Source organism: Streptococcus intestinihominis (genome assembly GCF_046824975.1).
GTDB lineage: Bacteria > Bacillota > Bacilli > Lactobacillales > Streptococcaceae > Streptococcus.
The window spans coordinates 23,949-50,065 of record NZ_JBKQBL010000006.1; the positions used below are offsets into that span (position 1 = coordinate 23,949).

Here is a 26,117-nt window from a genome sequence, read left to right on the forward strand (position 1 = left end):
TCTAGTACCAAAAACGGCCACCATAGCAATGATGACAATATCCCCTGCTCGCATCATGAGGCGCTCACCAGCAGCAGGCAAAGCAAGGGAGAGCAAGTCTCGATCCAAGCCCCAACGAAAAGGAGCAAAGGGAAGTTGAACCTGACGCCAGAGCAAGAAAGCCCCTAATAAGCGAGAGAGAACCGTTCCTAAGGCAGCCCCGGCGATGCCCAGCCCAAAAACAAAGATCAAGATGCTCGATAATAGAGCATTCAAAACATTGGTCAACAAACTGACATACATGGGTAGTCGCGGGTTATGGGCCACACGGACTAGGGCTCCCAAGGTCGTCATCAGACCTAAAAGCAAAATACTTCCTCCGACAAGGGATAAATAAATTCCTCCGGCTTCTGCAACCGCTGCTTCAACCCCCAAGAGGGCAATCAATTCCTTGCCAAAGCAGAGGGATAAGACCCCCAAGATACAACTTAATAAAACCGTGACTTTAATAGATTCAGTCGCCTGACGAGCTATGGCTTTCTGATCTTTTTGTCCCATACTTTTAGATAAGAGACTCACGACCGCTGCTCCAAGAGCGATAAAAATAGCTTGGTAAATCGTAATGATATTGCCTGCAACGGATACACCCGATACAGCTACTAAACCCAACTGAGCAACCAAGTAGCTATCTACCATCCCCATGAGCATTTGGAGAAAGTTTTCTCCGATGGCTGGAAGGGCAATTCTTAAAATTTGTCGATCTACTTGTTGTTGACGTGACACACTTTCCTCCTGATGAAAAGAAACTCAGCTAGTTGCCTAACTGAGTTCTGCTTGTAGAACTATTGTGAGATTTATTCAGTCAAGTCCTAGAGACTTCTGCTTTCTAATTTTGGGACTCCCACTTACAATCCCAAATAGGCTTCAACTGCAGCCTGCATATCTGTTGCTGCAACAGTTGTCTTGTGACGAACTGGAGCAGTTTCGAGACCATCCACTGCTGGTGGCAAGGCTACACCTGAGATTTCATGTAATTGAGCCAAGGCTTCAAAGTCGCTCAAACCTGATTTCCCTGTTACAGCTTCCACCGCAACCACTGGGAATTTGTAAGGACTAGCTGTTGATGCAATTACGGTCTTGGCCGCATCGCCTGTCGCTGCTTGGTATTTTTTATAAACTGCTGAAGCAACCGCTGTATGAGGGTCCTCAATATAAGAATCTGACTCATAAACACGCTTAATTTCTGCTGCTGTTTCCGCTTCCGTCGCATACTCAGCTGCAAAGAGGTCAAGGATTTCTTCATCAAAATCTGTCAATTCATACTGACCTTGCGTATTCAAGGCAGTCATGAGTTCAGCCGTCTTAACCGCATCATTTCCCAAAAGATGGAAAATCAAACGCTCCAAGTTTGAAGATACTAAGATATCCATAGATGGACTAGTGGTTACCTTGAATTCACGCTTCTTGTCATAGACACGAGTTTTAAAGAAGTCTGTCAAGACATTGTTGTCATTTGAAGCACAGATCAACTTGCCGACTGGTAGGCCGATTTGTTTTGCGTAAAAGGCAGCTAAGATATTTCCAAAGTTTCCTGTTGGAACAGTAAAGTTAACCTTGTCACCAGCATTAATTTCGCCAGTTTTAACAAGCTGAGCGTAGGCATAAACATAATAGACAATCTGTGGGACCAAACGACCGATATTCATAGAGTTAGCTGATGAGAACTGAAGCTTGTTGGCTGCCAATTTCTCACGAAGAGCCACATCATTGAACATATGTTTCACATTGGTTTGGGCATCGTCAAAGTTTCCATCAATGGCGATGACATGGGTATTTTCACCCGTTTGAGTGGTCATTTGCAACTCTTGGACCTTGCTGACACCATCTTTTGGATAAAAGACGATAATTTCCGTACCTGGAACATCCGCAAAACCTGCCATAGCAGCTTTCCCAGTATCTCCAGACGTCGCTGTCAAGATGACAATCTTGTTTTCCAAGCCGTGTTTCTTAGCTGCCGTTGTCATAAAGTAAGGCAAGATAGACAAGGCCATATCCTTGAAGGCAATGGTTGAACCGTGGAACAATTCCAAGTTGTATTGGCCATCTAGTTTCACAAGAGGAGCAATGGCTGGCGTATCAAACTTGCTGTCATAGGCGTTGGTGATACAGTAGTCCAACTCTTCTGCTGTAAAGTCATCCAAGAAAGCTGACAAGACAAGCTTAGCTACTTCTTGGTAAGAAGCGTCTTTCAATGTGTCAAAATCCAAATCTACCTTTGGATAGCTAACTGGAGTAAATAAGCCTCCATCTGTTGCCAAACCTTGCAAAATCGCTTGGCTGGCTGTTACGGTATTTTTCGCATCACGCGTTGATTGATAAACTAATGTCATGTCAATTTCCTCATTCTGTTCCTTAAATGTACGAGTTGGATCACTCTAACTTTCGTACAATCCATTCCATTATACCATGAATCCTTCTGAATTTTATCAGTGAGAATGAAATTGTCTGAAAAAAGAGCCCCCTTCTTGCAAACTGAAAAACCACGAAAACCTCTCTTCATCAATTTATTTGCCCTCCGACTCTTGCTACTCTCTTTTCACTTGTTCATAGGATTCCTTGCCATCATTGAGCTTGTCCCAGATGACGACTTTTCCTTCTTTGAGGGACTGTTGGACATCGATGATCCGCTGGTTGGAAGAGCCACGAAACTGCAACATGAGGTTGCGTTTGCTCTTATCATAGCGACCATCCACCAGAATATCAATCAGCGAAAGCAGCTCCAGTTTGTCCGGTGTTTCCAGCATCATTTCTTCCCAGGTGTAGCCGGTCCAAGACCAGATATCTTTGTCAGGCAACTCTCTTTTCACCCGCTTGACCAAGGGCAGCAGGATGCCAGTGTTGAGAAAAGGTTCACCCCCAAGCAGGGTCAAGCCCTGAACATAGGGTTGGGCCAGATCAGCCATGATCTGTTCTTCTAACTCTTTGGTATAGGGAATGCCAGCGTTGAAAGACCAAGTTGCTTCATTATAGCAGCCTTCACAGTGAAACATACAGCCACTGACATAGAGGGAGTTGCGGACGCCTTCGCCATCCACAAAGTTAAAGGCCTTATAGTCAATGATTCGCCCCTTACTCAGCTCCTCACTTTTCCATTCTTGAGGTTTGGGATTGTTCATGACACCTCCCCATCTAACTCTATCCAGTAGCGCTGACTTCTGTCGATTGTATTTTCGTAAACACCGCCAGCAGATAGAATCGTGCGACGGCTAGCTTCGTTGTCTTCATCACAGGTAATCAGCACTCGTTCTAGTCCTTGTTTTCGAGCCTCTGCTAGTCCTAGCTCTAGCTGCAACTTAGCCAAGCCCTTTCTGCGTTGACTGGGCCGGATGGAATAGCCAATGTGACCACCCTCTACAAATAATTTGTCATTCAAGGACAAGCGCAGGGCTAAAAAGCCCAGAGGGTAGCCAGTCTCATCAAAGGATAAAAATTGAATGGTAGGAACCCAGCCTTCTGGCAGATTCTCAGTATCCTCCTGCTGCTCTACGATTCGCAACCAATCCGCAAAATCCTTTGCTCGCTTCCAAGTGGAGCCCATGCCACCGTGCATATAGGATTTTGCAGCATCGAACTCAGCAATCATCTCTAAAATCGCGTCTTTATCTTCTAAAGTTGGTCGTTGTAACTTCATAAACTTTCCTCAATCTAAATCAATCCAATAGCGCTCTTTCCCGCCTCGAACATCCTCTAAAGCTCCGCCATTAGTCAGAATCACTGCTCGACTGGCAGCATTGTCACTATCACAAGTCACTAAAGCACGTTTGATATTTTTACTTTTGGCTACTTGCAATCCTTGCCGCAGCTGCTCTTTTGCCAATCCTTGCCCACGCGCAGAGGGACGGATACTATAGCCAATATGACCACCTACCTCCAGCAAATAGTCACTAAGACGCAATCTCAGATTGAGAAACCCTACGGCTTGTCCATCTCTCGAAAAAGCAACTAACTGAATATCAGGCACCCACCCTTCAGGCAAATTAATCCCCATTTCATGATTCTGATTACTTTCCAACCACTCTTCATAAACAAAATTCTCAGCATCCCAAAATCCGCCATCGTGAGCTGATTGATTCGCTTCAAACTCTGCCATCATGTCTAATACAGTTTCTTTATCTGCTAGAGTCGGTCTGCGTAGTTCCATCTTTACCTCCCCCCATACGAGAAAAGCGAGAGCGGACTCTCACTTTTATTTTTTCTTAGCCTTTTTTAAAAATTTCTCTCTTAGGCTGGCCACGCGGTCTTTTTTATTGACTCCACCTGTCGAATGCTTTTCGTGGAATCGTTGAACCTGGGCCTTGCCTTTATCGTCTAATTGGTATTTTCCCATAATCTTCCTTTTCTAATCTGTCACTTGCTGTCCAGCTGATTTGATCGTGGAGCCATTCATGTGTTTCACCCGTGCAGCTATTTCCTTATGGCGGCCATTGACCATGGGGCGAGCTTGAGGATTTCCGAGATAGCCGCAGGTCCGTTTGACCACATCTACTGTCTTGGGATCACTATTGCCACAGTTTGGGCAAGTAAAACCACGCTCGGTTGGTGTGAAGTCCCCTTCGAAGTCACACTTGTAGCAACGGTCAATCGGTGTATTGGTTCCGAGATAACCGACCCGGTCATAGGCATAATCCCAAACCGCCTCTAGGGCTTTTGGATTTTGTTGGAGCACTGGATACTCGCAATAGTGGATAAAGCCACCGGAGGCCCCTGCTTCTGGATAGACTTTTTCAAAATCCAGTTTCTCAAATGGGGTTGGGTTCTTGCGAACATCGTAGTGGAAACTATTGGTGTAATATTCCTTGTCTGTGATATCCGGAACCTGACCAAATTTCTCCGTATCCAGGCGACAGAAGCGATCTGTCAAGCTTTCTGACGGCGTCGAATAAATCGAGAAGTGGTAGCCATACTGGTCGGACCATTCTTCGACCCGCTTCTTCATATCCTTGATGATGGCGATTGTAAATTGTTTGGCTTCTGGATTTGCTTCCCAATTTGGACCATAAAAGACGGTTGCAACTTCATAGAGTCCGATATAGCCAAGAGAAACAGTTGCTCTGCGATGACGGAAGAGCTGATCTACCTGATCGTACTTGCCCAAGCGTTTCCCGAAAGCCCCATATTGGTAGAGAATCGGCGCATTAGCTGGTGTCGCTTCTTTGGTGCGTTCCACCCGGTAAACCAAGGCATCTTCAGCGATGTTCATCCGTTCATTAAAAATTTCCCAGAACTTTTCTTTATTCCCTTCTGACTCCAAGGCAATCCGAGGGAGATTGACTGTCACAACCCCTAGGTTCATCCGACCAGAATTGACTTCAACGCCATTTTCGTCCTTCCACCCTTGGAGGAAAGAGCGACAACCCATGGGCACCTTGAAGGAACCCGTCAACTCGACAATCTTGTCATAAGACAAAACGTCTGGGTACATGCGCTTGGTCGCACATTCCAAGGCCAACTGCTTGATGTCGTAGTTGGGACTACCTGGTTCTAAGTTGAGGCCTCTTTTTAAACTGAAAATCAACTTAGGGAAAATAGCGGTCCTGTGTTCTGAACCAAGTCCCTTGATTCGAATTTCCAGAATGGCCTTTTGAATTTCCCGTTCGAAGCGATTGGTTCCAAGACCAAAGCCAAGCGAAGTAAAGGGCGTTTGCCCATTTGAGGTAAAGAGGGTATTGATCTCGTACTCCAAGGACTGCATGGCATCATAGATGTCCTTTTTCGTTTTCTGCCAAGCATAGTCCTCGAGTTTTTCAGGGAGAACCCACTCCTCTGCATCTTTCAAGTGCTTCTGATAATTCTTTTCTGCATAAGGAGCCAAGACCTCGTCGATCCGGTCTGCTGAGCAACCCCCATACTGGCTAGAGGCTACATTGGCAATGATTTGCGAGATCTGAGCCGTTGCAGTTTGGATGGACTTAGGACTTTCTACTTCTGCATTCCCAATCTTAAAACCATTGCGTAGCATGCCTTCAAAATCGATCAAACAACAGTTGGTCATCGGAGTGTAAGGACTATAATCCAAATCATGGTAGTGGATATCCCCTTTTTGGTGGGCATTGGCTACGTGTTTGGGCAACATTTTAAGACCAATAGACTTGCCGACAATTCCTGCTGTCAAATCGCGCTGGGTATTAAAAACGTCGCTGTCCTTATTGGCATTTTCATTAACGACAGCTTGGTCCTTGTTGAGTAGCTTGCCGATGGTAAAGTTGATATCCGTTGCCTTTGAGCGCTCAAAATCACGCTGCGTGCGATAGGTAATATAGCTCTCGGCAATCGCATATTCATTGGCTTGCAGCAACTCGTGTTCAACGACATTTTGAATCTCGTAGATTTTTACGCCACGAGGGAAGCGTTCCAAAATTTCAGCCACAATCCGGTCTGTTAAGGTTTCTAATTTCGCTTCCAAGGCCGGAGTGAGACCGGTCACTTCTTCTGTCGCTTTGACCAAAGCACGGTAAATTTTATCGACATCAAACTTGACCTTCCGCCCATCTCTCTTTTCCACAAAGAGTTGGGGGAGACTTTGGATATGCTCTTCTCGTAACGTTATCATGCGCTCGCCCACTTTCTTTTTTATATAAATAGAATTCACTCCATATTATATCACTCAAAAATAAAAAATCAATATCTTGTGGAACAAAATGTTATTTCATTTCAAAACCACAAGATATTGATAGTCTATTTATATTGGTACAAGGTATACTGGGAACCTTTCTGGTTCACTTTTTCATAATTTTTGGTCAAAACTTTTTGCAGAGCAGACGTTACATCTAGGTCCTTATTGACCACAATAAACTTCGGCTTGTCTTGCTTAATCTGATTGATCAGATTGGTTCGATTTTCCCTCGGACTGAGATAGGCCGTCGGAGTTAGGAGGGACGAAGATGCCAGGCGACCACTTTCCTGATAGAGATGGGCCGTCTGATCCCAAGCATAGATGGTATCCTTGGAATCACTATGACTCTTGATATAGTGGGCAATCGTACTTCGTTCACTCGCTAGGTTGTTTTGGAGAACCAATTGATTCACAACTGGATAGCCAACTAGATAAGCCATTGCCAAAATCGGTAGGAAGGCTTGGCTGGAGAAATAAAGGTCCCAGATGGAATTGTTCTTCATCTTCCGGCGCTGATAAGTGGACTCTTCTCCCGCAAACCAAAGAGCGAACAAGGGGAGACCAAAAGGTAAGAGGCTAAGGAATTGATAGGCCCCTTGCTCTGGTGTCCCAACCACAACAGTGGCAACTAGCAGAAAACCAAACCAACTCATAAACCGAATCACACGTTGACCGCTTGTCGATACTTTTCGGAAGGACATGACGAAAGCTGAAGCGAAACCAAGCGTTAACAGCAATAAACAGTAATAAACTAGGTTGGCTAATAGGTGACCAGCATCAAACTGGAGGGAGCGGAGACTATATAAGGTCTGATGAATCGCATACCCAAAGGAGCCGTTCCACACGGTGATGTAGCCTAAGGGATAGAAAAGAAGAGAGAATCCCAAGAGGGCAGCAAGGAATTGATAGAAGCCGTGGGCAAATTTCTTTTGCTTCACATGATAGGCTGTCAATCCAAGAAAAGCAAGCAGATAAAAAATCACACTCAGCCATGGCACCATCATAAAGGCCAAACAGGCTCCTGCGCCATAAGCAACAAAGGATTCATCTGTTTTCTCACCCTCTAGATAAGCGAGAATGAAATTCATAGAGCCAAATAGGAAGGGCAGGGCATAAAAGACAGCGTAGTTCCCACCAAAGCCAAGCACTCCAGCAAGAAGGTAGAAGAGCAGCTGAACTTGTCCTGCAATTTTTTCACTTGCAACTAAGCTTCTGACCATCCGATACAGGCTCGTCCCAGCAAAAAAGTAGGCTAAAATTTGGAAGACCACCAGGAGAACTTGACCTCCTAGCAAACTTCCTAAAGCGCTGATCCCGTAGTAGAGCAAGCCATTGACCCCAAAGAAATGACCATAGGGAACTTGACCTTGAGACATTGCCCAACCGGCATATAAGTCCTGGGTTTGCTGATTGGTCGCCAGTAAGTTGATAAAAGGAAGGGCTACATGGACCAGCCCAAGTAGGACACTAAGAGCAATTGGTAGTGACAAGGGAACTGGTCGCTTAATGGCATAGCGCCCCAACGACTTTTCATCTTCTTGCTCTTCTAATGTCTCTTCTACATCCTCTTGGTCTTTCGATTTCGCTTCAACCTTCTCTTTGCGACGATGACCAGATTGTGATAGGCGACTTAGAGTTCCGGTCGAAGCTTCTGTTTCCACCGCTTCTCCAGCAACCTGGCTCTCTTCCTGGTTCTGCTCTGATTCCACCGGTTGACTAGCCGTCAAAACTTCTTCTTCCCGGCTAATTGATTGTTCCAATACCTTTCGTAGCTCTTGAGTATCTTGAAAATTGGACCCGACACTCAAGCCAAGTTTATGCGATTCTTTTTCTTTTTCACTCATACCGTGTTTTTTCCTTTACTAGACTTGCAAGTGCTAAAGGGCACATGCATACCCTACTAGTATATCAAAAATGGGCCCAGCTGTCAGCTTTCTCCACAAGGGGAAAGTAGAGGGCATGCAAAAAGACTGACACCTTCTCGGCATCCGTCTTTTCTTTTTATAGTTGATTCAAAATAGTCTGAAAATCATTTTTTACTTCTTCGATGGACGTGGTCACTTCCTGGCGAGTCTGGTTGTTTTTGACGGTGATTTGCCCACTTTCAACCTCGCTACCACCTAAGGCAATGATAGTTTTGGCCCCAAAGACGTCAGCTGACTTGAACTGAGCCTTCAACTTACGGCCTAGGTAATCACGTTCTGCGATGAAGCCTTGACGACGAAGGGCCTGAACCAATTCCAAGGCAGCTACTTCTGCTTCTGAACCCAACACAGCAATGTAGACATCCAATGACGTCTCAACAGGAAGCTCAACTCCTTGTTTATCGAGGATCAACAAGAGACGCTCAAGTCCCATCCCAAAACCAAAACCTGGTGTTGCTGGTCCACCAAAATATTCTACCAAGCCATCGTAACGACCTCCCGCACAAACGGTCAACTCATTCCCATCTACTTCTGTCACGAACTCAAAAATAGTGTGGTTGTAGTAGTCTAGGCCACGTACCATATTGGTATCGATGACATAGTCAATTCCGAGACCGTCTAGCATAGCCCGTACGGCATCAAAGTGTGCCTGGCTTTCTTCGTCCAAGTAGTCTAGGATAGATGGAGCATTCTCAACCGCTTGCTTGTCTTCTTTTTCTTTTGAGTCCAAGACGCGGAGCGGATTTTCTTCTAGACGACGTTGACTATCTTTTGAAAGTTGATCCTTCATTGGAAGGAGGTAGTCGATCAAAGCTTGGCGGTAAGCTGCCCGACTGGCTGTGCTACCTAGGGTATTCAAGTGGAGGACGACATTTTCAATGCCAATTTCTTTGAAGAATTGGTCAGCCATGGCAATCGTCTCAACGTCTGTGGCTGGATTGCTAGATCCAAAACATTCTACGCCAATCTGGTGGAATTGACGCAAACGGCCAGCCTGAGGACGCTCATAGCGGAACATGGGCCCGATATAATAGACCTTGCTTGGTTTTTGAACCTCTGGTGCAAAGAGTTTATTTTCAACATAGGAGCGGACCACTGGTGCAGTTCCTTCCGGACGCAAAGTGATATGACGGTCACCCTTATCATAGAAGTCGTACATCTCCTTGGTTACGATATCCGTTGTATCCCCTACTGAACGACTAATGACCTCGTAATGCTCAAAAATCGGTGTGCGGATCTCTGCGTAATTGTATTTTTTAAAGGTTTCGCGAGCAAATCCTTCTACATATTGCCACTTAGCGGATTCCTGTGGCAGGATATCTTGGGTTCCTTTTGGTTTTTGTAATTTCATAGACACCACTCCTTTGCTTGCTTTGTACTATTTATTCTATCATAATTTCTAGTCCGTGACAGCGCTCAAGCGATAAAATCAGCCGGCAAGCCCATCAGAAATAGAAAAAGGGAACTTCTCCAGCCCATAAAAATCGAGCCCGCATCACATGCAAGGCTCGATTTCTTTCGTTTCTTTACTTTCAACTATCTTATAAGATATTTTCATATTGTTCGCGAACTTCTTGAGGCCAGACGCTGGTTTGAACTTCTCCGATATGTTTCTTACGAAGCAAGAACATGGCCATCCGTGATTGACCAATCCCACCTCCAATAGTCAGTGGAAAGAGTCCATTCAAGAGCGCGCGGTGCCATTCCAATTCTAAACGATCTTGATCTCCTGTAATAGCAACCTGGCGCTTGAGGGTGTCTTCATCAACCCGAATCCCCATAGAAGACAATTCGAATGCCGCCCCTAAGTTATCATTCCAAACAAGGATATCCCCATTTAAGCCCTTGTAGCCATTTTCGGTTTCTGTTGTCCAGTCGTCATAGTCTGGTGCCCGTCCATCGTGCGGTTTGCCATCTGATAAGACGCCACCAATTCCAATCAAAAAGACAGCTCCATATTCTTTGGTGATGGCATTTTCCCGTTCTTTCGGCGTCAAGTCAGGATAACGCTCTACCAACTCTTCTGTGTGGATAAAGGTGATTTGCTTCGGCAGGATTGATTCAATATCATAGCGAGCTTCGACAGCTAACTCTGTTAGACGAATGGCCTTGTAGATTTTTTCAACCGTTTCCTTCAAGTAGGCTAGGTTACGGCTCCCATTTGGAATGACCTTTTCCCAGTCCCATTGGTCAACATAAACTGAGTGGGTCGCATCCAGCGAATCTTCATCTGGACGAAGGGCCTTCATATGGACGAAGAGACCCTCCCCTTCCCCAAAGCCAAATCGCGCCAAGGTATGACGCTTCCATTTTGCAAGGGAATGAACCACTTCATAGGTCTCATTGGGAATTTGTAAGACCTTTACAGAGACAGGGTTTTCCACACCGGATAGGTTGTCCTGCATCCCATCTCCTACCTTGCTCAAGATTGGACCTTGAACCTCAACGACTTCTAGTTTGTCTTTCAAATATTGAGTAAATGTTGTTTTTACAAATGAAATTTCTTCTTGCTGATGAATAAAACTCTTCTTCATAGAGACTCCCTTTAAATAGTATGAATTTGATTATACGCTTTTTTAGAGAAAAAGCAATACCTACTGCTTCAAAAAGGGGTTTTGAAAGCTGTTTCAAGACCCTCTCCTTTCAGCTATTTAACCTATCTATTTTATACTCATTTTTATTTTAACAATCAAAGTTATACTGTTGAAATAAGGTGCTTTTTGTGCTACAATCTATCTAAGAAGACGATCTTGTGATTGTTTGAACAAAGGGAGGATTTTATTCTTAACAACACCGTAACGAACAACCGAGTAACCTGTCGCAATACCGTGTCGTTTAATAGCGATTCCATCTTTTGGAAGCCTACTGTTCGTCTTAGTTGAACTAAGAGTAGGATTGTTTATTAAACACCCATCTTATGAAAAAAGGAAGAAAATTATGGATAAAAAGAAATTTTGGATTTTCCCATTTGTTCTTTGTTTACTAGCCACCCTATTCACTTTAGGGTTGAATAGATTATCTGCTGAAACATCGACTGTTTCGGTAACAGGAAAATTTGCGGACACGATTACCAGTGTCAACGTCACCAATAACGAAGGTGGAGATCTCACTTGGGAGTTGGAGCAATGGGCTACTTTCCGAATTAATGCCACCTACGATTTAGCTGGAAAAAATGTCAAGGCAGGGGACACCACCGTCGTGACTGTGCCAGATGCCCTTATCATTTCTTCAGACAGCTTCGAGATTCGAGATATTAACACCAACGAGGTCATCGCTCATGCAACCGTAGATGCTGCAAAAAAATCGATCTCCCTCACCTATACAGACTATGTTGAAAAACACTCTGACACAAACGGCTCCTTCTTCTTCTATGCACGGATTGATTTCCAGAAGCACCCTGAAAAAGGAGAAATCCCGATTGAAATTACCATTAACAACGAGGTAAAGGTCGGCGGAAAAGTAACCTTCAAGGGAGTTGGAGACGGCAATCCCAAAGTCTTGACAAAGACGAGCTGGGTGAATTCAGACAATCACAAGAAGGTATCCTATACCATTTCTGTCAACCGGACCAGAGAAAATATCAATAGCGTGACCATTGAAGATCACATGAAATTTACCAACGCTTCTTATGTGCCTGGCAGCATCAAAATCTTAAAAGGGAACTTTGCCTTTGTAGCAGGTGAATGGCATTTTAGCGATCGAACAGATGTCACTGACCAACACAAGGTGACCATTAGTGAAGACGGTCAATCCTTTGTAGTTGACTTAGGCGATATCACTGAAAAAGACCAGTATCGTATTGCTTACGACGTTGAGCTCAACTACGAGCCTGTAGATGGCGAACTCCTAAAAAATGATGCCATCTTAAAAGGAAAAAATACAGTAGTGAAAGAAGTAACCAATGCTGCCGCTGTACAAATCGCTGGTGGCTCTGGTGTTGGCTATGTATTTACCATCAATATTCACAAAGTAGATGATGCCAACCAACCTCTTCAAGGTGCCAAATTCAAGGTCGTACGTCAAGCGAACAACCAAGTCATCGGTGAGTATGTAACCGACGAAAACGGGAACATTACTGTCAGTGCTTTGCTAAAAGATAAGTATATCTTAACTGAAACAGAAGCACCTGCAGGCTACAGCATCAAATCTGCAGATACAGAAGTCAATACTGAAGATTTCGGAGCCGATCACTCAGTAACCAAGACGATCGTCAATCCGAAGGAAGAAACAACCACTACTACGACCACTACTACAACGACTACTACAACAACTTCGACTACGACAACAACCGAAGAGCCAACTACTACTTCAACCACTACAGGTGAAACAACGACAACTACGACTACAACTGAAGAACCGACCACATCTTCAACTACTACAACAACCAAAGAAGATACAACAACGACTACTACGACAGGTGAAACAACAACAACAACTACCACAAGCGAAGAACCTACTACTAAAGTAACGACTACTCCAAACCCAACTCCGTCATCTTCAACAACTGAAGGTACCGGCGATGGCAAAGGTAAAGGTCGGAAGAAAGTCCTCCCAAGTACAGGTGAAGTTGCCGCTACTGGATTCATTGTTCTCGGAGCAGTTGTTCTATCAGGTGCTATCTTATTGAAACGTAAACTCTCACATCAATAAAGATGACTAAATCACAACCTCTAGCTAATGGCTAGAGGTTTTTTGTGTCTTCTAAAATAACATTTCTACTGGCAACAACATCTTCCTAGCAGGTCACAAGGAGATCCAATTTAGACCTATTTCGATTTTTTTCAAAATAGAGTTGACAAATCTATCTGGAAGTACTAGAATCTATTTAGAAAGAAATCTAAATAGATTGGAGAAGATAGAGAATGAATTTTGCGCAAACATTTAAAGCTTTATCGAATCCGATAAGAAGAAGTATCTTAGAGCTGCTAAAGGCAGGGAAATTATCCGCTGGCGATATCGCTGGCCACTTTGATGTAGCAGGAGCGACCATTTCCCATCATTTAAGCCTCCTCAAGCAGGCAGATTTAATTCGAGAGGAAAAAGAGAAGAATTTTATCTACTATGAACTCAATACTTCTGTCTTGGAAGATTTGATGGTCTGGCTCGTTGATTTGAAAGGAGACTCTACTGATGAAAACGAATAAAAAACTATTGCTATTGACTTCTATGGTGATACTTTTCCCCATACTTTGGGGGCTGATGATTTGGTCACAATTGCCTAACCAAATCCCGATTCACTTTAATGTTGCCGGTCAGGCCAATAACTTCCAATCAAAACCACTTGCTGTGTTTGGTCTTCCTGTTTTCCTTCTCTTGGTGCATCTGTTTGTGACCTTTATGATCGGACGTGATCCTAAGAACCGTACTATGAATGAGAAAATGGTCAAAGTGATCTACTGGTTGATTCCAATCGTCTCCTTAAGTGTCTTCTATCTCATCTATAGTAAGGCGCTAGGCTCTACGACCAATCCATCTGTTTTTGTTTCGGCTTTGCTAGGCCTCATCTTTGTGATCATGGGCAATTACATGCCGAAGCTAAAAGTGAACCATACGGTTGGAATCCGTCTGCCTTGGACCTTGCAGAGTGAAGATAACTGGCACAAAACCCATCGCTTGGCAGGGAAGTTGTGGGTCCTCGGAGGGTTAATCCTTCTACTTGAAGCAGGCCTTCAATTCGCGCTTTCTTATGTATTGGTGCTGGTCATCCTCGCCATTGTGTTTATCCCTATGATATACTCTTATCAATTAAGTCGGAAAGATCGTTAGTATAAAAAACAACCAGAGAAGAACTAGTTGGGAACTGTTTCTTTTCCGGTTGTTTTTGTTTGTTCATCGTTTCAAATTCAAAACATTCAGGAAAATACTTATTTTTCGGAAAGTCAAAGGTCTATCCTTTGTATGAGGAAGGTTTTATGTCTTTGGATAAGTAGACTGGATGACTAGGGGTTCCATTTTTATTTCTCTTTAAGCAATGTAAGTTAGGTATCAATGAAATAACTTCTTTATCACGACTAAAAAGGATTTTTCCTTTGGCTTCAATTCCTAATTAATCAATGAACTTAATACTAGGTCTCGAAAAGAATTATGCTTCCTCTTTCTGTCTGAGTTCAAAGAGGTCTTCTATTTTCAGATTAAAAACTTGAGCAATTTTAAGAGCCATTTCTAGCGAAGGATTGTAACGGTTATTTTCTAGGTGCAGAATTGTCTCGCGTCGCATGCCGATGAGGTCGGCTAACTCCTGCTGGGTCATGCCTGTGGACTCACGAACAGATTTGAGATTAGTAATAATCTTGCTTTCTTTGGCCATGCTTATCCTCTCCGTTCCAAGATAAGATAGACAACCGCAAAGATGAAAATCAAGGCAGATATGCTAATAAAGATCTGGCCCATGTGAAGAGTGAGAGACCCTATATACCCAATGATAACTGCTAGAATCATCAGTGCGCCTAGTATAAAAACAAACATCAAGCTAGCTGCCTTGGCTAAATTAGCATAAAAGCGTTCGTCCGGAGTTTCCTTGACATTTTTCAAACAGAAAAAACCAAATACAATCACTTCAATAACGAGACCAATTCCCAAAATCCATTCTTTAATACCAGAACTTTCGCTTGGGGTCGCAACCCAAATCCCTACTGTATAAAAAATGCTTGCTGCAAAAAAAAGTATCGTGTAAAGCTTAGCAGACAAGTCAAAAATAGTCTTCTCCTTACCTTTCTGAATCTTATGAGGCCGTGGTTTCATATGTAGCCAGCTCCATATAGCTATAATTTGACCTGACACTGAAATACCAGTAATAACTAACTTGGACCCCCAACTAAGATTAGAACCAAATAAAACAATAAAATCAATAAAGAGAGCTACGGCAATCATTGCAATGAGGCCACGCATTTTTTGACTTTTTTTCACGATAGACTCCTTTTTTATGTTATAAATATATAACATTTAAATTTTATGTTATAAATATATCACACTTAAATTTAGAAAGCAAGAATTTATGTGTCAATGTGGCAATTATTTGAAAAAATTTTTTAATTAAAGACCTCGCTAGTCAAACAACTAAAGAATTTTTTGAAGCAATGCATCGGATTTGGTTTGGATGGTTTCGTTAATAATATTTGATGATAAAGAATTTTTGGAAAATCTAGATACTGTATGAATCTCTGCTTTTTTCTTAGACAGTTATAAAGTCGATCAGAATGAACCTTGTAAATGTATAAGCTAATTCTTACAGACCTAAACTATTCCCCTGTTTAAAAAATACTGATTCAAATTTTATGAAATTAAACAGTATATCCCGTTCTGAAAAGCCTTGATATTACGCTATTTTTAATCTAACTGAAACCCAAACTTTCCAAACCAGGCTTGAAAAAAGCTCGTAAAGCATCACAATTTAGTAAACGTTAAAACTTATTTAAACTTATTGAAAGCATTTCGTATCAAAAATACGGGATGCTTTTTCTGTTCACCCCAAATTTTTGTAACTAGGTGATACTTGAAATTAATACAAATTTGGTTGTTTTTGATAAATCTAAGCAACACTAAATGATGAAGTGAAAGGGGATGAATCTTTGATAGTATTCATTTATTGTGAAATATGATATATTTATTAATTAGATGGATGAATACTTCTAGAGTTAAATATAGCATAATAGGGACAGACTTTTTGGTTTATTTTTGTTTGTAGTCGGATTATGAAAGAATATCCAATATTATGCGATAAGATAGAATGTTACAAAAAAGAAAGGGGATGCAATCCGATGAAGAAAGACAGATTAATTGTATTGACAGATGCTGTTCTAGCAATTATTATGACCATCTTGATTTTAGAGTTAGAAAAACCAACAACACCAAGTCTTGAAGCTTTTTGGGATTTACGGCAAAATTTCTTTGCTTGTTTTCTTTCCTTTTTCTGGTTGGGATCGTTATGGATGGCACTAAACACATTATGGGAAAAGGTTGAGAAAATTTCCTCAGAAATTATTTGGTGGAATTTGTTTCTACTCTTGGAGCGGCAGGAGTTCTCTTTGGAGAATTTCATGCCATCCAAGATACCAGTCTGAATGATGTGGTGGACCGGATCTATATAAATGTCAAGGATTTACCGTTTCAGTCCTTGGGAGCTTTAGCTAATATCCTGTCTGATGTTAAGAAGGGACTGATTCAAGACAGTCATATCTGGTCTTTCTTCCAGTCATTTTTCAAACAATATCAGTTGATAATCAGCTTAAATCAGATCTATCAGTTTGTCTATCTTTCTCTGATGGAGATCATGTCCTATCTTCACTTTGATTATTGGAAAAAACGGCTCGGTCAGGAGCTAGTATGAATAAGGAGAACAAATGAGACGTTTAAAAATGTTATGGCATATTATACAGGTTACGGGTTTTACTCGGTTTGCTCTGAGTTTTGTGACCTTTGTTTTTGGGTCAGGAGGCGTGCTTTTCCTAGTTGAACCTGCTATCACAAATTACGGAGACGGTCTTTGGTATGCTTTTGTGACTTCGACGACTGTCGGCTACGGGGATCTCCTAGCTGTGACCTTGATTGGAAGGATTACCAGTGTCTTCTTGACGATTTATGGGCTCATATTTTTTGGCTGTTTATCAGCTGTTATTATTAATTATTATACCGATTTAAATAAGGAAAGAGGAGAGGACAAATGACTGCCAATTATTCAACACGGGAATACCGTGAGAAATTATACGATGACCTTCATGTTCGATTGAGAGATACAGCGATTTTGATGTGTGCAATTTTTATTGCCTCTATCGGTCTAAATATGAATTCAACAGCTGTTATTATTGGAGCCATGTTAATTTCACCTCTCATGACACCGATTGTTGGACTGGGATTCGGTTTAGCTATTTTTGATACGCGTTTAATCAAGCAATCTCTAGAGGTTTTATTGACTCAAGTGTTGGTCAGTTTGCTTGTCTCGACTCTGTATTTCTGGATTTCTCCCTTGTCTTATGCAAGTAGCGAGTTGATCGCACGAACCTCTCCAACCATTTGGGATGTTCTCATTGCTATTGCTGGTGGGATTGCTGGTGTGATCGGTTCAAGGAAAAAAGAAGCAAACAATATCGTGCCAGGAGTAGGCATTGCTACAGCTTTGATGCCGCCTATCTGTACTGCTGGCTATGGTTTAGCTAATGGGAATGTACGATTTTTATTGGGGGCTCTCTATCTTTTCTTGATCAACTGTGTCTTTATCATGCTAGCCAACATTGTTGGAACAAGAATTTTGATGAGAAAATCTCCTTTAACTTCATTTAAAGAGCTGAGCATTAAAATGAGAATTGGCTTGATTTCTTTGATTGTATTGTTGATTCTTCCAGCTAGCTATTCGGCAGTTACTCTGACAATAGAACAAGCGCGCAAAGAAGGGATCAAACAGTTTGTAGGAAAAGAGTTCGCCAATTATACGGTTATTAATCAAGTCTACAAGTCAAGTAACAATGAATTGGTCTTGACGGTTGTTGGAGATCCGATTTCAGAAGAAGAATTAGAAACACTCCACCAAAAACAAGCCTCTTACGGTATTCAATCTGTTCAATTGAAAGTGAATCAAGTTCAGAACTCGCCAACATTAGATAGTGAAGCGACCAAGGAATTTTATGAAAACATTGACAAGTATATTGATCAAAAACTCTCTGAAAAAGATTCACAAAACGATCTCGTAAAAGAAAATGAAGCAGACAAGGATTGAGGACAATGAACTGAATCGGTTTTTACGCCGTGTTTTTCTTGTATCTTCCTCTTTCTTACTTATAGCAGGTTGTTTTTGCTTGAATAAGAAATAAATTAGAAGTTCTATCATCTAAGAAAAATGATGAAAAAAATCATTTAACTAATGGTGTGAACGTTTAGTGTTTATCAGCTCCATTCTCTGTAATTTTGGGGGTAAAATCCACACCATTTAGATAAAATTAGTTGAATTTGATTGGAAAAACGCTTTTATAAAAGCGGAGAAAAGTCTTGATATTACGCTGTTTTTAGTCCAACTGAAATTCATACTTTCCAAACCAGGTCTTAAGAAAGCTCGTAAAGCATCACAATTATCAAAACGTTAATCAACACGCTTATATCAACGTTTACAGACATTTAAGAAATTTCTCTTGGATGTCTTTTTTTGTCTAGCTAAATTTTACAAATTGGGCAATTTAGGTTACTCAATAATATAAAAAAGATAAAAATTTAAAGTTCGAATTTTAATTTTAAAAAAAGTAATTATTATTGAATATCTGTTCAAACATTTTTTCTTTTCTAAGGTTAATATAAGTATATATACTTTAAAAAAGGAAGTCAAACATCTTGCTCATAGATTTTTGCATTTTTAAAAAATACATTTTGTCATATAATAATGTGGAAAATTGACAGATTCCTTAAATAATCATATGATATGAATATGTAAACCCTTACATACTATTCTACTTATACTTGATAAAATGCAAGTTCTTGAGGATCTATAAATATATAGACACTCTTCTATTTATAAAGTGAAATAAAGAATCACGGAGAAAGTTTATGGATATTAAAGAGACATTCAACCAGCTAGACAATACAAAATTTAATGATTTCAATAATCGCCTTGAAGGTTTTGAGAAACTTTTTAAAGACAAATATTATTTTACCCATCCCGAAGATTTTAGCTCAATCTTTAGCATTTTGGTAAAGTATGGAAAAAGTACAAGTAAATATATTTTATCGAAAGGAGAGATATATGAGTGAAATAGTTATTAATGCTCAGAATTTATCTAAAAATTTTTATAATTTTGATTCAAGACTCCCATTTATCAAGAGATTTTTGAAACGTAATCAAATAACGATTCGAGCTGTTCAAGATATTAGTTTTACGATTAAGAGAGGGAGTATAGTTGGCTTTATTGGGAGTAATGGAGCTGGTAAATCCACAACGATTAAAATGTTGACTGGGACTCTTTATCCTAGTTCCGGAAAATTAGAAGTGAATGGAGAAATTCCATTTAAAAGAAGTATAAATTTTAGAAAAAAAATTTCAATAGTAGTAGGAAATAAATTACAGTTATTTCAAGATGTTTCGGCTATGGATTATTTTCAATTGATTGGTACTTTATATGAGGTAGAACCGGCGATTTTACAAGAACGAATTCAGGAATTAAGCAATTTGTTGAATGTAAAAGATCAGCTTTACCAGCAGGTCCGGACCCTCTCTCTTGGACAAAAAATGAAAATGGAGTTTATCGCGGCATCTTTAACAAGTCCGGAAATATTATTTTTAGACGAGCCTACTATAGGGTTAGATATACAGTCTAAAAAAGATATCAGAACATTTTTAAAGAAAATGAATGAAGAATGTCATACTACTATTATTTTAACGAGTCATGATATGGATGATATTTCGTCTGTTTGTGACGAATTAATCGTCATTGACAAAGGAAAAATTATTTTGCAGGAGTCAATGGATGTTATTTTATCTAAATTTTCTGATTTTAAATATTTAAAGATAAAAATGACATTAGATTTGGTACCAGAGTTATGCTCTGTTAAAGGAGTAGTAGTCATTTCTCAAACAAAATCGGAATGTATACTAAAAATACCTAGAGATTTTGTCTTTGAGACATTAGAATCAATCAATAAGCTTGTAGATATAGAAGATTTTGAAATATCAAATCTTTCTTTAGAAGAAATTATTTTACAAAACTATTTTACAAAAAAGGAGCACAATTGAAAAAAGAAATGTCTATTATTCTGATATCATTTCGATCTATTTTGAACTATAAATCAAGTGTACTATTGTTAATGTTACAGGCAAGTATACAAATTATGATATCAGTATTTTTATGGACGTATATATATCAGAGTAACCAGATAAATATAGCAGGATATGATTTTACCTCAATGGTTCAATACTATTTGGGGACTATAATTTTTTCATATTTTGTTTTTTATCCAGTTGATTGGGAAATCAATGACGATGTTCATTCAGGAAATTTTTTTAGCATATTAATAAAACCTGTTACTTTTTATAAGTATTATTTTTGTAAAATGCTTGGAGATAGGCTTGCTCATTTATTATTTATCATCATTCCTGTCATTTTATTCTCCAGTGTTTATTACAAGAATGAGTTATTAACCATTGAAATTCTTATTTTAGGAAGTATTGCAATTATTCTATCTATGGTTCTATGGTTTTTAATATCATGTTGTGTAGGTATGCTTTCTTTTTGGTTAGAAAATATATTTTTTGTCCTTACTGTTAAAGAAATAGTAATTCAGTTTTTATCAGGAATATTATTGCCTTTAAGTTTTTTTTCAAATAATTTTCGTCTGTTTTTAGATGTATTACCTTTTAAATACTTAGTATATGAACCGCTTCAGATGTTTAGTAATGATACATATAAATTAATAGACTATTTGAGAATTATTTGTATTCAATTGATTTGGTGCATCATTTTTTATATTATATCAAGATTCATATTGAGAAAAGGAGTGGAGCACTTCTCAAATGTGGGAGGATAAAATGTTTAGAATAAAAGTAATTTTTAGGCTACTTCATTTTGGTTTTAAATCTGATATGAATTTTCATTTTGACTTCTTTTGTGGTCTATTTTCGTCGATACTGTGGATTGGTTTACCTATTGTATTTTTTAGATTGATTTTCTTAAACATAGACTCTTTTAATGGTTGGGACTATTATCAAATTTTATTTTTGGTAGGTTCCTACACTATTATAGATGGAGTTATGATGGGATTGTTAATTAGAAGTATGGGAATTTTAGAATCAGATATTTTGAGTGGTAACTTGGATCAAATTTTATTGAGGCCGTTTGATACTCAGTTGTTCTATATTTTTAGATCATTTAATTTAGTTCAATTCGTGAATACTTTTTTTGGTCTTGCGATCATTTTTATAAGTTATGGAAATTTAAATGTACATTTAAATTCATTAAAAATATTATTTTATATCCTTTCTTTAATGTGTGGTTGTATTATATATTATTCAATTTGGTTTCTAATAACGATTAGTTCATTTTGGTTCCCAACTAAATTTTCAAAAGTAGATGTATTTTTGAATTATATTGGAATTTCTAAGTATCCATATAATATTTTTACAGGTATTAACAGATTGATCACTATGTTATTTGTTCCCAATTTATTAATTGCCAATCCTGCAGTATTAATATTTTTAGGGAAAGATACATTGAACCTATTTTTCTATCAAATAGTTTTTACAGTTTTTTTGATTATTATCAGTCGTACAATTTTTAGAAAAGGATTGAAAAAATATGAAAGTGCAGGAAGATAAACAATGTTGTTCAGTTATATGTTTGACTAAAGGAAGTGATTCGCTGTACTTTGTTTTGTGGTCATTGAAACATCAGATAATTATAAACTATAATTTAAAGAATAGTATTATTAACTTATAGGTGCTAAGAAAAAATTTAAAGAAATTCCCTCATTCAATCAAACTTATTCATATTTTTTAAAATAAGAAAATAGTTGGATTTTGATGATGGTTGATATAAAGCTAAACTGAAAGTACCTGAAATCCAACTGTGTCAAACCAGGTCATACGATCTGTGAGAAAAAGAACACATAACAAAAAGAGGAGCTTCACAATAAAGTTCCTCTTCTTTTATATATCCGAATCATTATTCTTATTTCAAAAAAGGTAGTGAAAAAGGTAGTGATTCGGTTGATTTATATTGCAATGTAGTGAAATTTAGAATTTCAAGAATCGCTTAAAATCAAGGTTTCTAACATCTATTGACGTGTAGTGAACCCCTATTTCACCTCTGTAAACACAACGTGTTTGCGAAGTTTTGGTGAGTATTTCTTCAATTGAAGACGGTCTGGAGTGTTACGTTTGTTTTTAGAAGTAAGGTACAAGCGTTCACCAGATTCTTTGTGTTCAAGTGTAATATTTACGCGCATGGTATCTCCCTTCTATTATTCAGCTGATGCAGCTTTAGCGATCTTACGTCCTTTGTAGTATCCTTTAAGTGATACACGGTGTGAACGTGAGTAATCTCCAGTTGCTTCGTCAAAGTTTACAGATGGAGCTGTTACTTTGTAGTGCGTACGACGTTTGTTTTTCTTCGCTTTTGATGTGCGACGTGCAGGTACTGCCATTTCGTTTTTCTCCTTTTAAGATATAAATTCAATTAGGTTTGATTTTCATCAACTTTAACAGTATAACAAAACTTTTTTGTAAAGTAAAGTTACTTGACAACTTTTTTCAAATAATTTCTTTCATCCTGCTATTCTCCATCCTCACTCTGTTAAATTGTCTGAAAATTCAAGAATTTTCTTCTGTCGTTGGGCCGTAAATTGTGCTATAATAATAAAAAATACGATGAGAGGGAATCAGATGACAGAATTAGATACACGCCATCGCAGTAGCGTCTATGACAGCATGGTCAAATCCCCTAACCGGGCGATGCTTCGAGCAACTGGGATGACAGATGAAAACTTTGAAAAACCAATCGTAGGGGTGATCTCTACTTGGGCTGAAAACACGCCTTGTAACATGCACCTTCATGATTTTGGAAAATTGGCTAAAGAAGGTGTAAAAGATGCGGGAGCTTGGCCAGTCCAATTCGGAACCATTACGGTTGCTGATGGGATCGCTATGGGAACGCCTGGGATGCGCTTCTCCTTGACGTCTCGTGATATCATTGCAGACTCTATCGAAGCTGCTATGGGCGGTCACAACGTGGATGCCTTTGTAGCCATCGGGGGTTGTGATAAGAACATGCCTGGTTCGATGATTGCCATTGCCAATATGGATATCCCAGCGATCTTTGCCTATGGTGGTACCATTGCCCCTGGTAATCTGAACGGCAAGGATATCGACTTGGTTTCTGTTTTCGAAGGGATCGGGAAATGGAACCATGGTGATATGACTGCTGAAGAAGTGAAGCAACTAGAATGTAATGCCTGTCCTGGCCCTGGTGGCTGTGGTGGTATGTATACGGCCAACACCATGGCGACAGCGATTGAGGTCCTTGGTATGAGCTTGCCAGGTTCCTCTTCTCACCCTGCTGAATCCGCTGATAAAAAAGCCGATATCGAAGAAGCAGGTCGTGCAGTTGTCAAAATGCTTGAAATGGGACTGAAGCCATCTGACATCTTGACCCGTGAAGCCTTTGAAGATGCCATCACAGTCACAATGGCACTTGGTGGTTCAACAAATGCGACCCTTCACTTGCTCGCGATCGCTCACGCAGCTAACGTTGATTTGACACTTGAAGATTTCAACGATTTCCAAGAGCGCGTGCCTCACTTGGCAGACTTGAAACCTTCTGGTCAATACGTCTTCCAAGACCTTTACAATGTCGGTGGTGTACCTGCCGTCATGAAATATCTTCTTAAGAATGGATTCCTTCATGGAGATCGCATCACATGTACTGGTAAAACAGTAGCTGAGAACTTGGAAGCCTTCGCTGATTTGACACCGGGTCAAAAAGTCATCATGCCACTTGAAAATCCGAAACGTGCGGATGGTCCATTGATCATCTTGAAAGGGAACTTGGCTCCAGAAGGGGCGGTTGCTAAAGTATCAGGTGTGAAAGTTCGTAACATCACGGGTCCTGCTAAGGTCTTTGACTCCGAAGAAGCTGCCATTGAAGCCGTTCTTTCAGACGAAATCGTGGATGGCGACGTTGTTGTTGTTCGTTTCGTAGGACCTAAGGGTGGTCCTGGTATGCCGGAAATGCTGTCCTTGTCATCTATGATCGTCGGGAAAGGCCAAGGAGATAAGGTGGCCCTCTTGACAGACGGTCGCTTCTCAGGTGGGACTTATGGTCTCGTTGTTGGTCACATTGCGCCTGAAGCTCAGGTTGGTGGCCCAATCGCCTATCTCCACACAGGGGATCTGGTAACAGTTGACCAAGATACCAAAGAAATCACCATGCACGTCTCAGACGAAGAGTTGGCCAAACGGAAGGCTGAAACAACCTTGCCACCACTGTATAGCCGTGGTGTTCTCGGTAAGTATGCCCACACGGTATCCTCTGCTTCACGCGGTGCCGTGACAGACTTCTGGAATATGGAACAGTCTGGTAAACAATAAGATATGAAAAAACTCACTTTACGAATTTGTAAAGTGAGTTTTATTGATTTATCTCGGAGGAAGACCAAGGGCGATGCGCCCGTATCGGCTGATTCGTGTAATTTTCCAAGCAGGCGACCAGGTTACTTCTACTTTGACGTCTTCGATACCGTCAATTTCTTTTAGGCGGGCGACGATTTCGATAGGCAAACTTTCCGCACAGTCACAAGCGGTATCGGTAAAGGTCATGACTACTTTGCAAGTCCCTTCCTCATCCAGATCCAACTCATAAATCAAACCGAGGTTGTAGACGTCCAATTCAACATCGGTATCAAACACAAGCTCTAACTTCTCAATCAATTGTTTTTCCAGTGCCAAGGCACGGTCGTTAATCTTGATATCCTCTCTCATCTCGCTATCCTTTCCCTCCTTTGATGAAGACTATTTTCTCACAATTCTGACAATAATGCAAGTTCACCTAGAATGAGATCGAATGACAGCTACAAATCAAACTATCCGTCTTAAGACTGATTTATAATTACAGGAACTTATCTTAAGTTTTCTTTAAGTTTTCCGATTTATACTAATACCATCAAATGAAGACCTCCTAACTTTGTTTGATAGAAAATCCTAAACTTTTTCATAATAATCTCCCATAAAGGCCACCAAATTCGGTGGCTTTTTTCTATGTACCTTGGCAAACGTTAGTGAGCTTAGGTACATTGATGCAGTTCGAACGCTAGTGAAAACTACGTTCCTTATTTTTTTACGAGCATCAGCGAGTTTAGGGACGTTGACGCAGTTTGAGCGGAGATAACTAGACTCCTATAAAAAGTATGTGTGAAGAAAGTTTTAAAACCTTCAAAAATTTTTTCAGCTCTATCTTTCTATTATTTCCTATATTTGTAGGCGAAATAGCTATTTTACGGGCTTTTCCCCCCCGATAATTCCTTTTGCCTCCTCCAAGTTCTTGTGCTATAATGATACGGATGCTGTTCATTTTCGAACAAGGAGGTACATTATGAAACAAACCCATTCTCGTTTTCTCATTCCAGGAATCCTTTTACTAGGAGTGGTCTTGCGGGCCCCATTTACGACCCTCTCCACTGTCTTATCAGATATTGCTACTAGCTTTGGTGTCGAGGTGAGTTCTCTCGGCCTCTTGACGAGTCTCCCCCTCCTAACCTTCGCTATTTTCTCTCCTTTTGCTACTAGCTGGGCGAGACGCTTTGGGATTGAGCGACTCTTTCTTGGAGTTTTGATCCTGATGACAATTGGATCTGCTCTACGTACCATCAATCTTCCACTCCTCTATGTGGGAACTCTTTTGATTGGTGCTGCTATTGCCTTTATCAATGTCCTTCTACCAAGCTTGATCCAAGCCAATGAGCCAAAACGTCTTGGCTTCTTAACAACCCTTTATATCACTGCAATGGGCTTGTCTACTGCAATAGCTTCTTCTGTCGCTGTTCCTATTACTCAAGCTACCTCTTGGCAAGGCCTA

At 40.3% G+C, this 26,117-nt stretch carries 27 protein-coding genes; 12 read left to right on the forward strand and 15 right to left on the reverse strand.

The window, feature by feature from the left end; all coding sequences use genetic code 11:
• The 10 genes from ACLOR3_RS08970 to asnA all read right to left on the reverse strand — a co-directional run.
• A partial coding sequence (locus ACLOR3_RS08970; protein ID WP_412037156.1) for an MATE family efflux transporter occupies positions 1 to 762 on the reverse strand: 762 nt, incomplete at its 3' end.
• 122 nt (positions 763 to 884) lie between these two features.
• A complete protein-coding gene (gene thrC / locus ACLOR3_RS08975) occupies positions 885 to 2,369 on the reverse strand; it encodes a threonine synthase (RefSeq protein WP_195324654.1) in 1,485 nt (494 codons plus the stop codon).
• Between the two features lie 195 nt (positions 2,370 to 2,564).
• The gene (gene nrdG, locus ACLOR3_RS08980; protein WP_129822758.1) at positions 2,565 to 3,155 is read right to left on the reverse strand and encodes an anaerobic ribonucleoside-triphosphate reductase activating protein; all 591 of its coding nucleotides are present in this window, start codon (positions 3,153 to 3,155) and stop codon (positions 2,565 to 2,567) included.
• Entirely contained in the window at positions 3,152 to 3,670 is a 519-nt protein-coding gene (locus ACLOR3_RS08985) for a GNAT family N-acetyltransferase (RefSeq protein WP_129822759.1), read from the reverse strand. The genes nrdG and ACLOR3_RS08985 overlap by 4 nt, the downstream gene beginning before the upstream one ends.
• A gap of 9 nt (positions 3,671 to 3,679) precedes the next feature.
• Complete coding sequence (locus tag ACLOR3_RS08990) at positions 3,680 to 4,180, reverse strand: GNAT family N-acetyltransferase (protein ID WP_048716276.1); 501 nt, start codon at positions 4,178 to 4,180, stop codon at positions 3,680 to 3,682.
• A 45-nt stretch (positions 4,181 to 4,225) separates the two neighbouring features.
• Positions 4,226 to 4,366, reverse strand: coding sequence for a hypothetical protein (locus tag ACLOR3_RS08995; protein WP_129822760.1), 141 nt, complete (start codon positions 4,364 to 4,366; stop codon positions 4,226 to 4,228).
• A 12-nt stretch (positions 4,367 to 4,378) separates the two neighbouring features.
• Positions 4,379 to 6,589: an anaerobic ribonucleoside-triphosphate reductase gene (gene nrdD, locus ACLOR3_RS09000; protein WP_411400918.1), complete on the reverse strand. Its 2,211-nt coding sequence runs from the start codon at positions 6,587 to 6,589 to the stop codon at positions 4,379 to 4,381.
• Positions 6,590 to 6,714: 125 nt separating this feature from the next.
• Entirely contained in the window at positions 6,715 to 8,496 is a 1,782-nt protein-coding gene (locus tag ACLOR3_RS09005) for an MFS transporter (RefSeq protein ID WP_411400919.1), read from the reverse strand.
• 157 nt (positions 8,497 to 8,653) lie between these two features.
• Positions 8,654 to 9,928: a histidine--tRNA ligase gene (hisS, locus tag ACLOR3_RS09010; RefSeq protein ID WP_140814774.1), complete on the reverse strand. Its 1,275-nt coding sequence runs from the start codon at positions 9,926 to 9,928 to the stop codon at positions 8,654 to 8,656.
• Positions 9,929 to 10,118: 190 nt separating this feature from the next.
• Positions 10,119 to 11,111 (reverse strand): aspartate--ammonia ligase, encoded by a 993-nt coding sequence (gene asnA / locus ACLOR3_RS09015; protein WP_048692049.1) that lies wholly within the window; start codon positions 11,109 to 11,111, stop codon positions 10,119 to 10,121.
• Between the two features lie 403 nt (positions 11,112 to 11,514).
• Between asnA and ACLOR3_RS09020 the strand changes: the two genes are divergently transcribed.
• The 3 genes from ACLOR3_RS09020 to ACLOR3_RS09030 all read left to right on the forward strand — a co-directional run bounded on the left by ACLOR3_RS09020 (position 11,515) and on the right by ACLOR3_RS09030 (position 14,343).
• Positions 11,515 to 13,227 (forward strand): Ig-like domain-containing protein, encoded by a 1,713-nt coding sequence (locus ACLOR3_RS09020; RefSeq protein WP_411400920.1) that lies wholly within the window; start codon positions 11,515 to 11,517, stop codon positions 13,225 to 13,227.
• 212 nt (positions 13,228 to 13,439) lie between these two features.
• The gene (locus tag ACLOR3_RS09025) at positions 13,440 to 13,721 is read left to right on the forward strand and encodes an autorepressor SdpR family transcription factor (protein ID WP_003009465.1); all 282 of its coding nucleotides are present in this window, start codon (positions 13,440 to 13,442) and stop codon (positions 13,719 to 13,721) included.
• Positions 13,708 to 14,343, forward strand: a complete 636-nt coding sequence (locus ACLOR3_RS09030; RefSeq protein WP_411400921.1) for an SdpI family protein — start codon at positions 13,708 to 13,710, stop codon at positions 14,341 to 14,343. The genes ACLOR3_RS09025 and ACLOR3_RS09030 overlap by 14 nt, the downstream gene beginning before the upstream one ends.
• Positions 14,344 to 14,659: 316 nt before the next feature.
• Here ACLOR3_RS09030 and ACLOR3_RS09035 read toward each other — a convergent pair whose 3' ends face one another.
• Positions 14,660 to 14,884 (reverse strand): helix-turn-helix transcriptional regulator, encoded by a 225-nt coding sequence (locus ACLOR3_RS09035; protein ID WP_009732004.1) that lies wholly within the window; start codon positions 14,882 to 14,884, stop codon positions 14,660 to 14,662.
• Positions 14,885 to 14,886: 2 nt separating this feature from the next.
• On the reverse strand, positions 14,887 to 15,483 hold the full coding sequence (locus tag ACLOR3_RS09040) for a hypothetical protein (protein ID WP_411400922.1): 597 nt from the start codon (positions 15,481 to 15,483) through the stop codon (positions 14,887 to 14,889).
• An 851-nt stretch (positions 15,484 to 16,334) separates the two neighbouring features.
• Between ACLOR3_RS09040 and ACLOR3_RS09045 the strand changes: the two genes are divergently transcribed.
• The 7 genes from ACLOR3_RS09045 to ACLOR3_RS09075 all read left to right on the forward strand — a co-directional run bounded on the left by ACLOR3_RS09045 (position 16,335) and on the right by ACLOR3_RS09075 (position 21,865).
• Positions 16,335 to 16,637 (forward strand): TMEM175 family protein, encoded by a 303-nt coding sequence (locus tag ACLOR3_RS09045; protein ID WP_004240734.1) that lies wholly within the window; start codon positions 16,335 to 16,337, stop codon positions 16,635 to 16,637.
• Positions 16,638 to 16,916: 279 nt separating this feature from the next.
• Positions 16,917 to 17,240, forward strand: coding sequence for a potassium channel family protein (locus ACLOR3_RS09050; protein WP_001253404.1), 324 nt, complete (start codon positions 16,917 to 16,919; stop codon positions 17,238 to 17,240).
• A complete protein-coding gene (locus tag ACLOR3_RS09055) occupies positions 17,237 to 18,286 on the forward strand; it encodes a DUF389 domain-containing protein (RefSeq protein WP_411400923.1) in 1,050 nt (349 codons plus the stop codon). Before ACLOR3_RS09050 ends, ACLOR3_RS09055 begins: the two co-directional genes overlap by 4 nt.
• 818 nt (positions 18,287 to 19,104) lie before the next feature.
• Complete coding sequence (locus ACLOR3_RS09060; protein ID WP_003010127.1) at positions 19,105 to 19,308, forward strand: hypothetical protein; 204 nt, start codon at positions 19,105 to 19,107, stop codon at positions 19,306 to 19,308.
• Positions 19,301 to 20,287 carry an ABC transporter ATP-binding protein gene (locus ACLOR3_RS09065; protein ID WP_003010129.1) on the forward strand — a complete coding sequence of 329 codons (987 nt, stop codon included), beginning with the start codon at positions 19,301 to 19,303 and terminating at the stop codon, positions 20,285 to 20,287. Before ACLOR3_RS09060 ends, ACLOR3_RS09065 begins: the two co-directional genes overlap by 8 nt.
• Entirely contained in the window at positions 20,284 to 21,078 is a 795-nt protein-coding gene (locus ACLOR3_RS09070) for an ABC transporter permease (RefSeq protein ID WP_003013825.1), read from the forward strand. Before ACLOR3_RS09065 ends, ACLOR3_RS09070 begins: the two co-directional genes overlap by 4 nt.
• Before the next feature lies 1 nt (position 21,079).
• Positions 21,080 to 21,865 carry an ABC transporter permease gene (locus ACLOR3_RS09075; RefSeq protein ID WP_411400924.1) on the forward strand — a complete coding sequence of 262 codons (786 nt, stop codon included), beginning with the start codon at positions 21,080 to 21,082 and terminating at the stop codon, positions 21,863 to 21,865.
• Between the two features lie 479 nt (positions 21,866 to 22,344).
• Here the strand turns inward: ACLOR3_RS09075 and rpmG are convergent, their stop codons facing one another.
• Together rpmG and rpmF are read right to left on the reverse strand one after the other, a co-directional pair.
• Positions 22,345 to 22,494 (reverse strand): 50S ribosomal protein L33, encoded by a 150-nt coding sequence (rpmG, locus tag ACLOR3_RS09080; protein ID WP_001265622.1) that lies wholly within the window; start codon positions 22,492 to 22,494, stop codon positions 22,345 to 22,347.
• A 15-nt stretch (positions 22,495 to 22,509) separates the two neighbouring features.
• Positions 22,510 to 22,692 carry a 50S ribosomal protein L32 gene (gene rpmF / locus ACLOR3_RS09085; protein WP_003009516.1) on the reverse strand — a complete coding sequence of 61 codons (183 nt, stop codon included), beginning with the start codon at positions 22,690 to 22,692 and terminating at the stop codon, positions 22,510 to 22,512.
• Between the two features lie 238 nt (positions 22,693 to 22,930).
• Between rpmF and ilvD the strand changes: the two genes are divergently transcribed.
• On the forward strand, positions 22,931 to 24,634 hold the full coding sequence (gene ilvD, locus ACLOR3_RS09090; protein WP_006597056.1) for a dihydroxy-acid dehydratase: 1,704 nt from the start codon (positions 22,931 to 22,933) through the stop codon (positions 24,632 to 24,634).
• Between the two features lie 48 nt (positions 24,635 to 24,682).
• On the opposite strand, the gene ACLOR3_RS09095 is transcribed toward ilvD, so the two are convergent.
• Positions 24,683 to 25,024, reverse strand: a complete 342-nt coding sequence (locus tag ACLOR3_RS09095; protein WP_006595245.1) for a metal-sulfur cluster assembly factor — start codon at positions 25,022 to 25,024, stop codon at positions 24,683 to 24,685.
• Positions 25,025 to 25,634: 610 nt separating this feature from the next.
• Between ACLOR3_RS09095 and ACLOR3_RS09100 the strand changes: the two genes are divergently transcribed.
• Positions 25,635 to 26,117: MFS transporter (locus ACLOR3_RS09100; protein ID WP_412037157.1), on the forward strand; the 483-nt coding region annotated here is incomplete at its 3' end.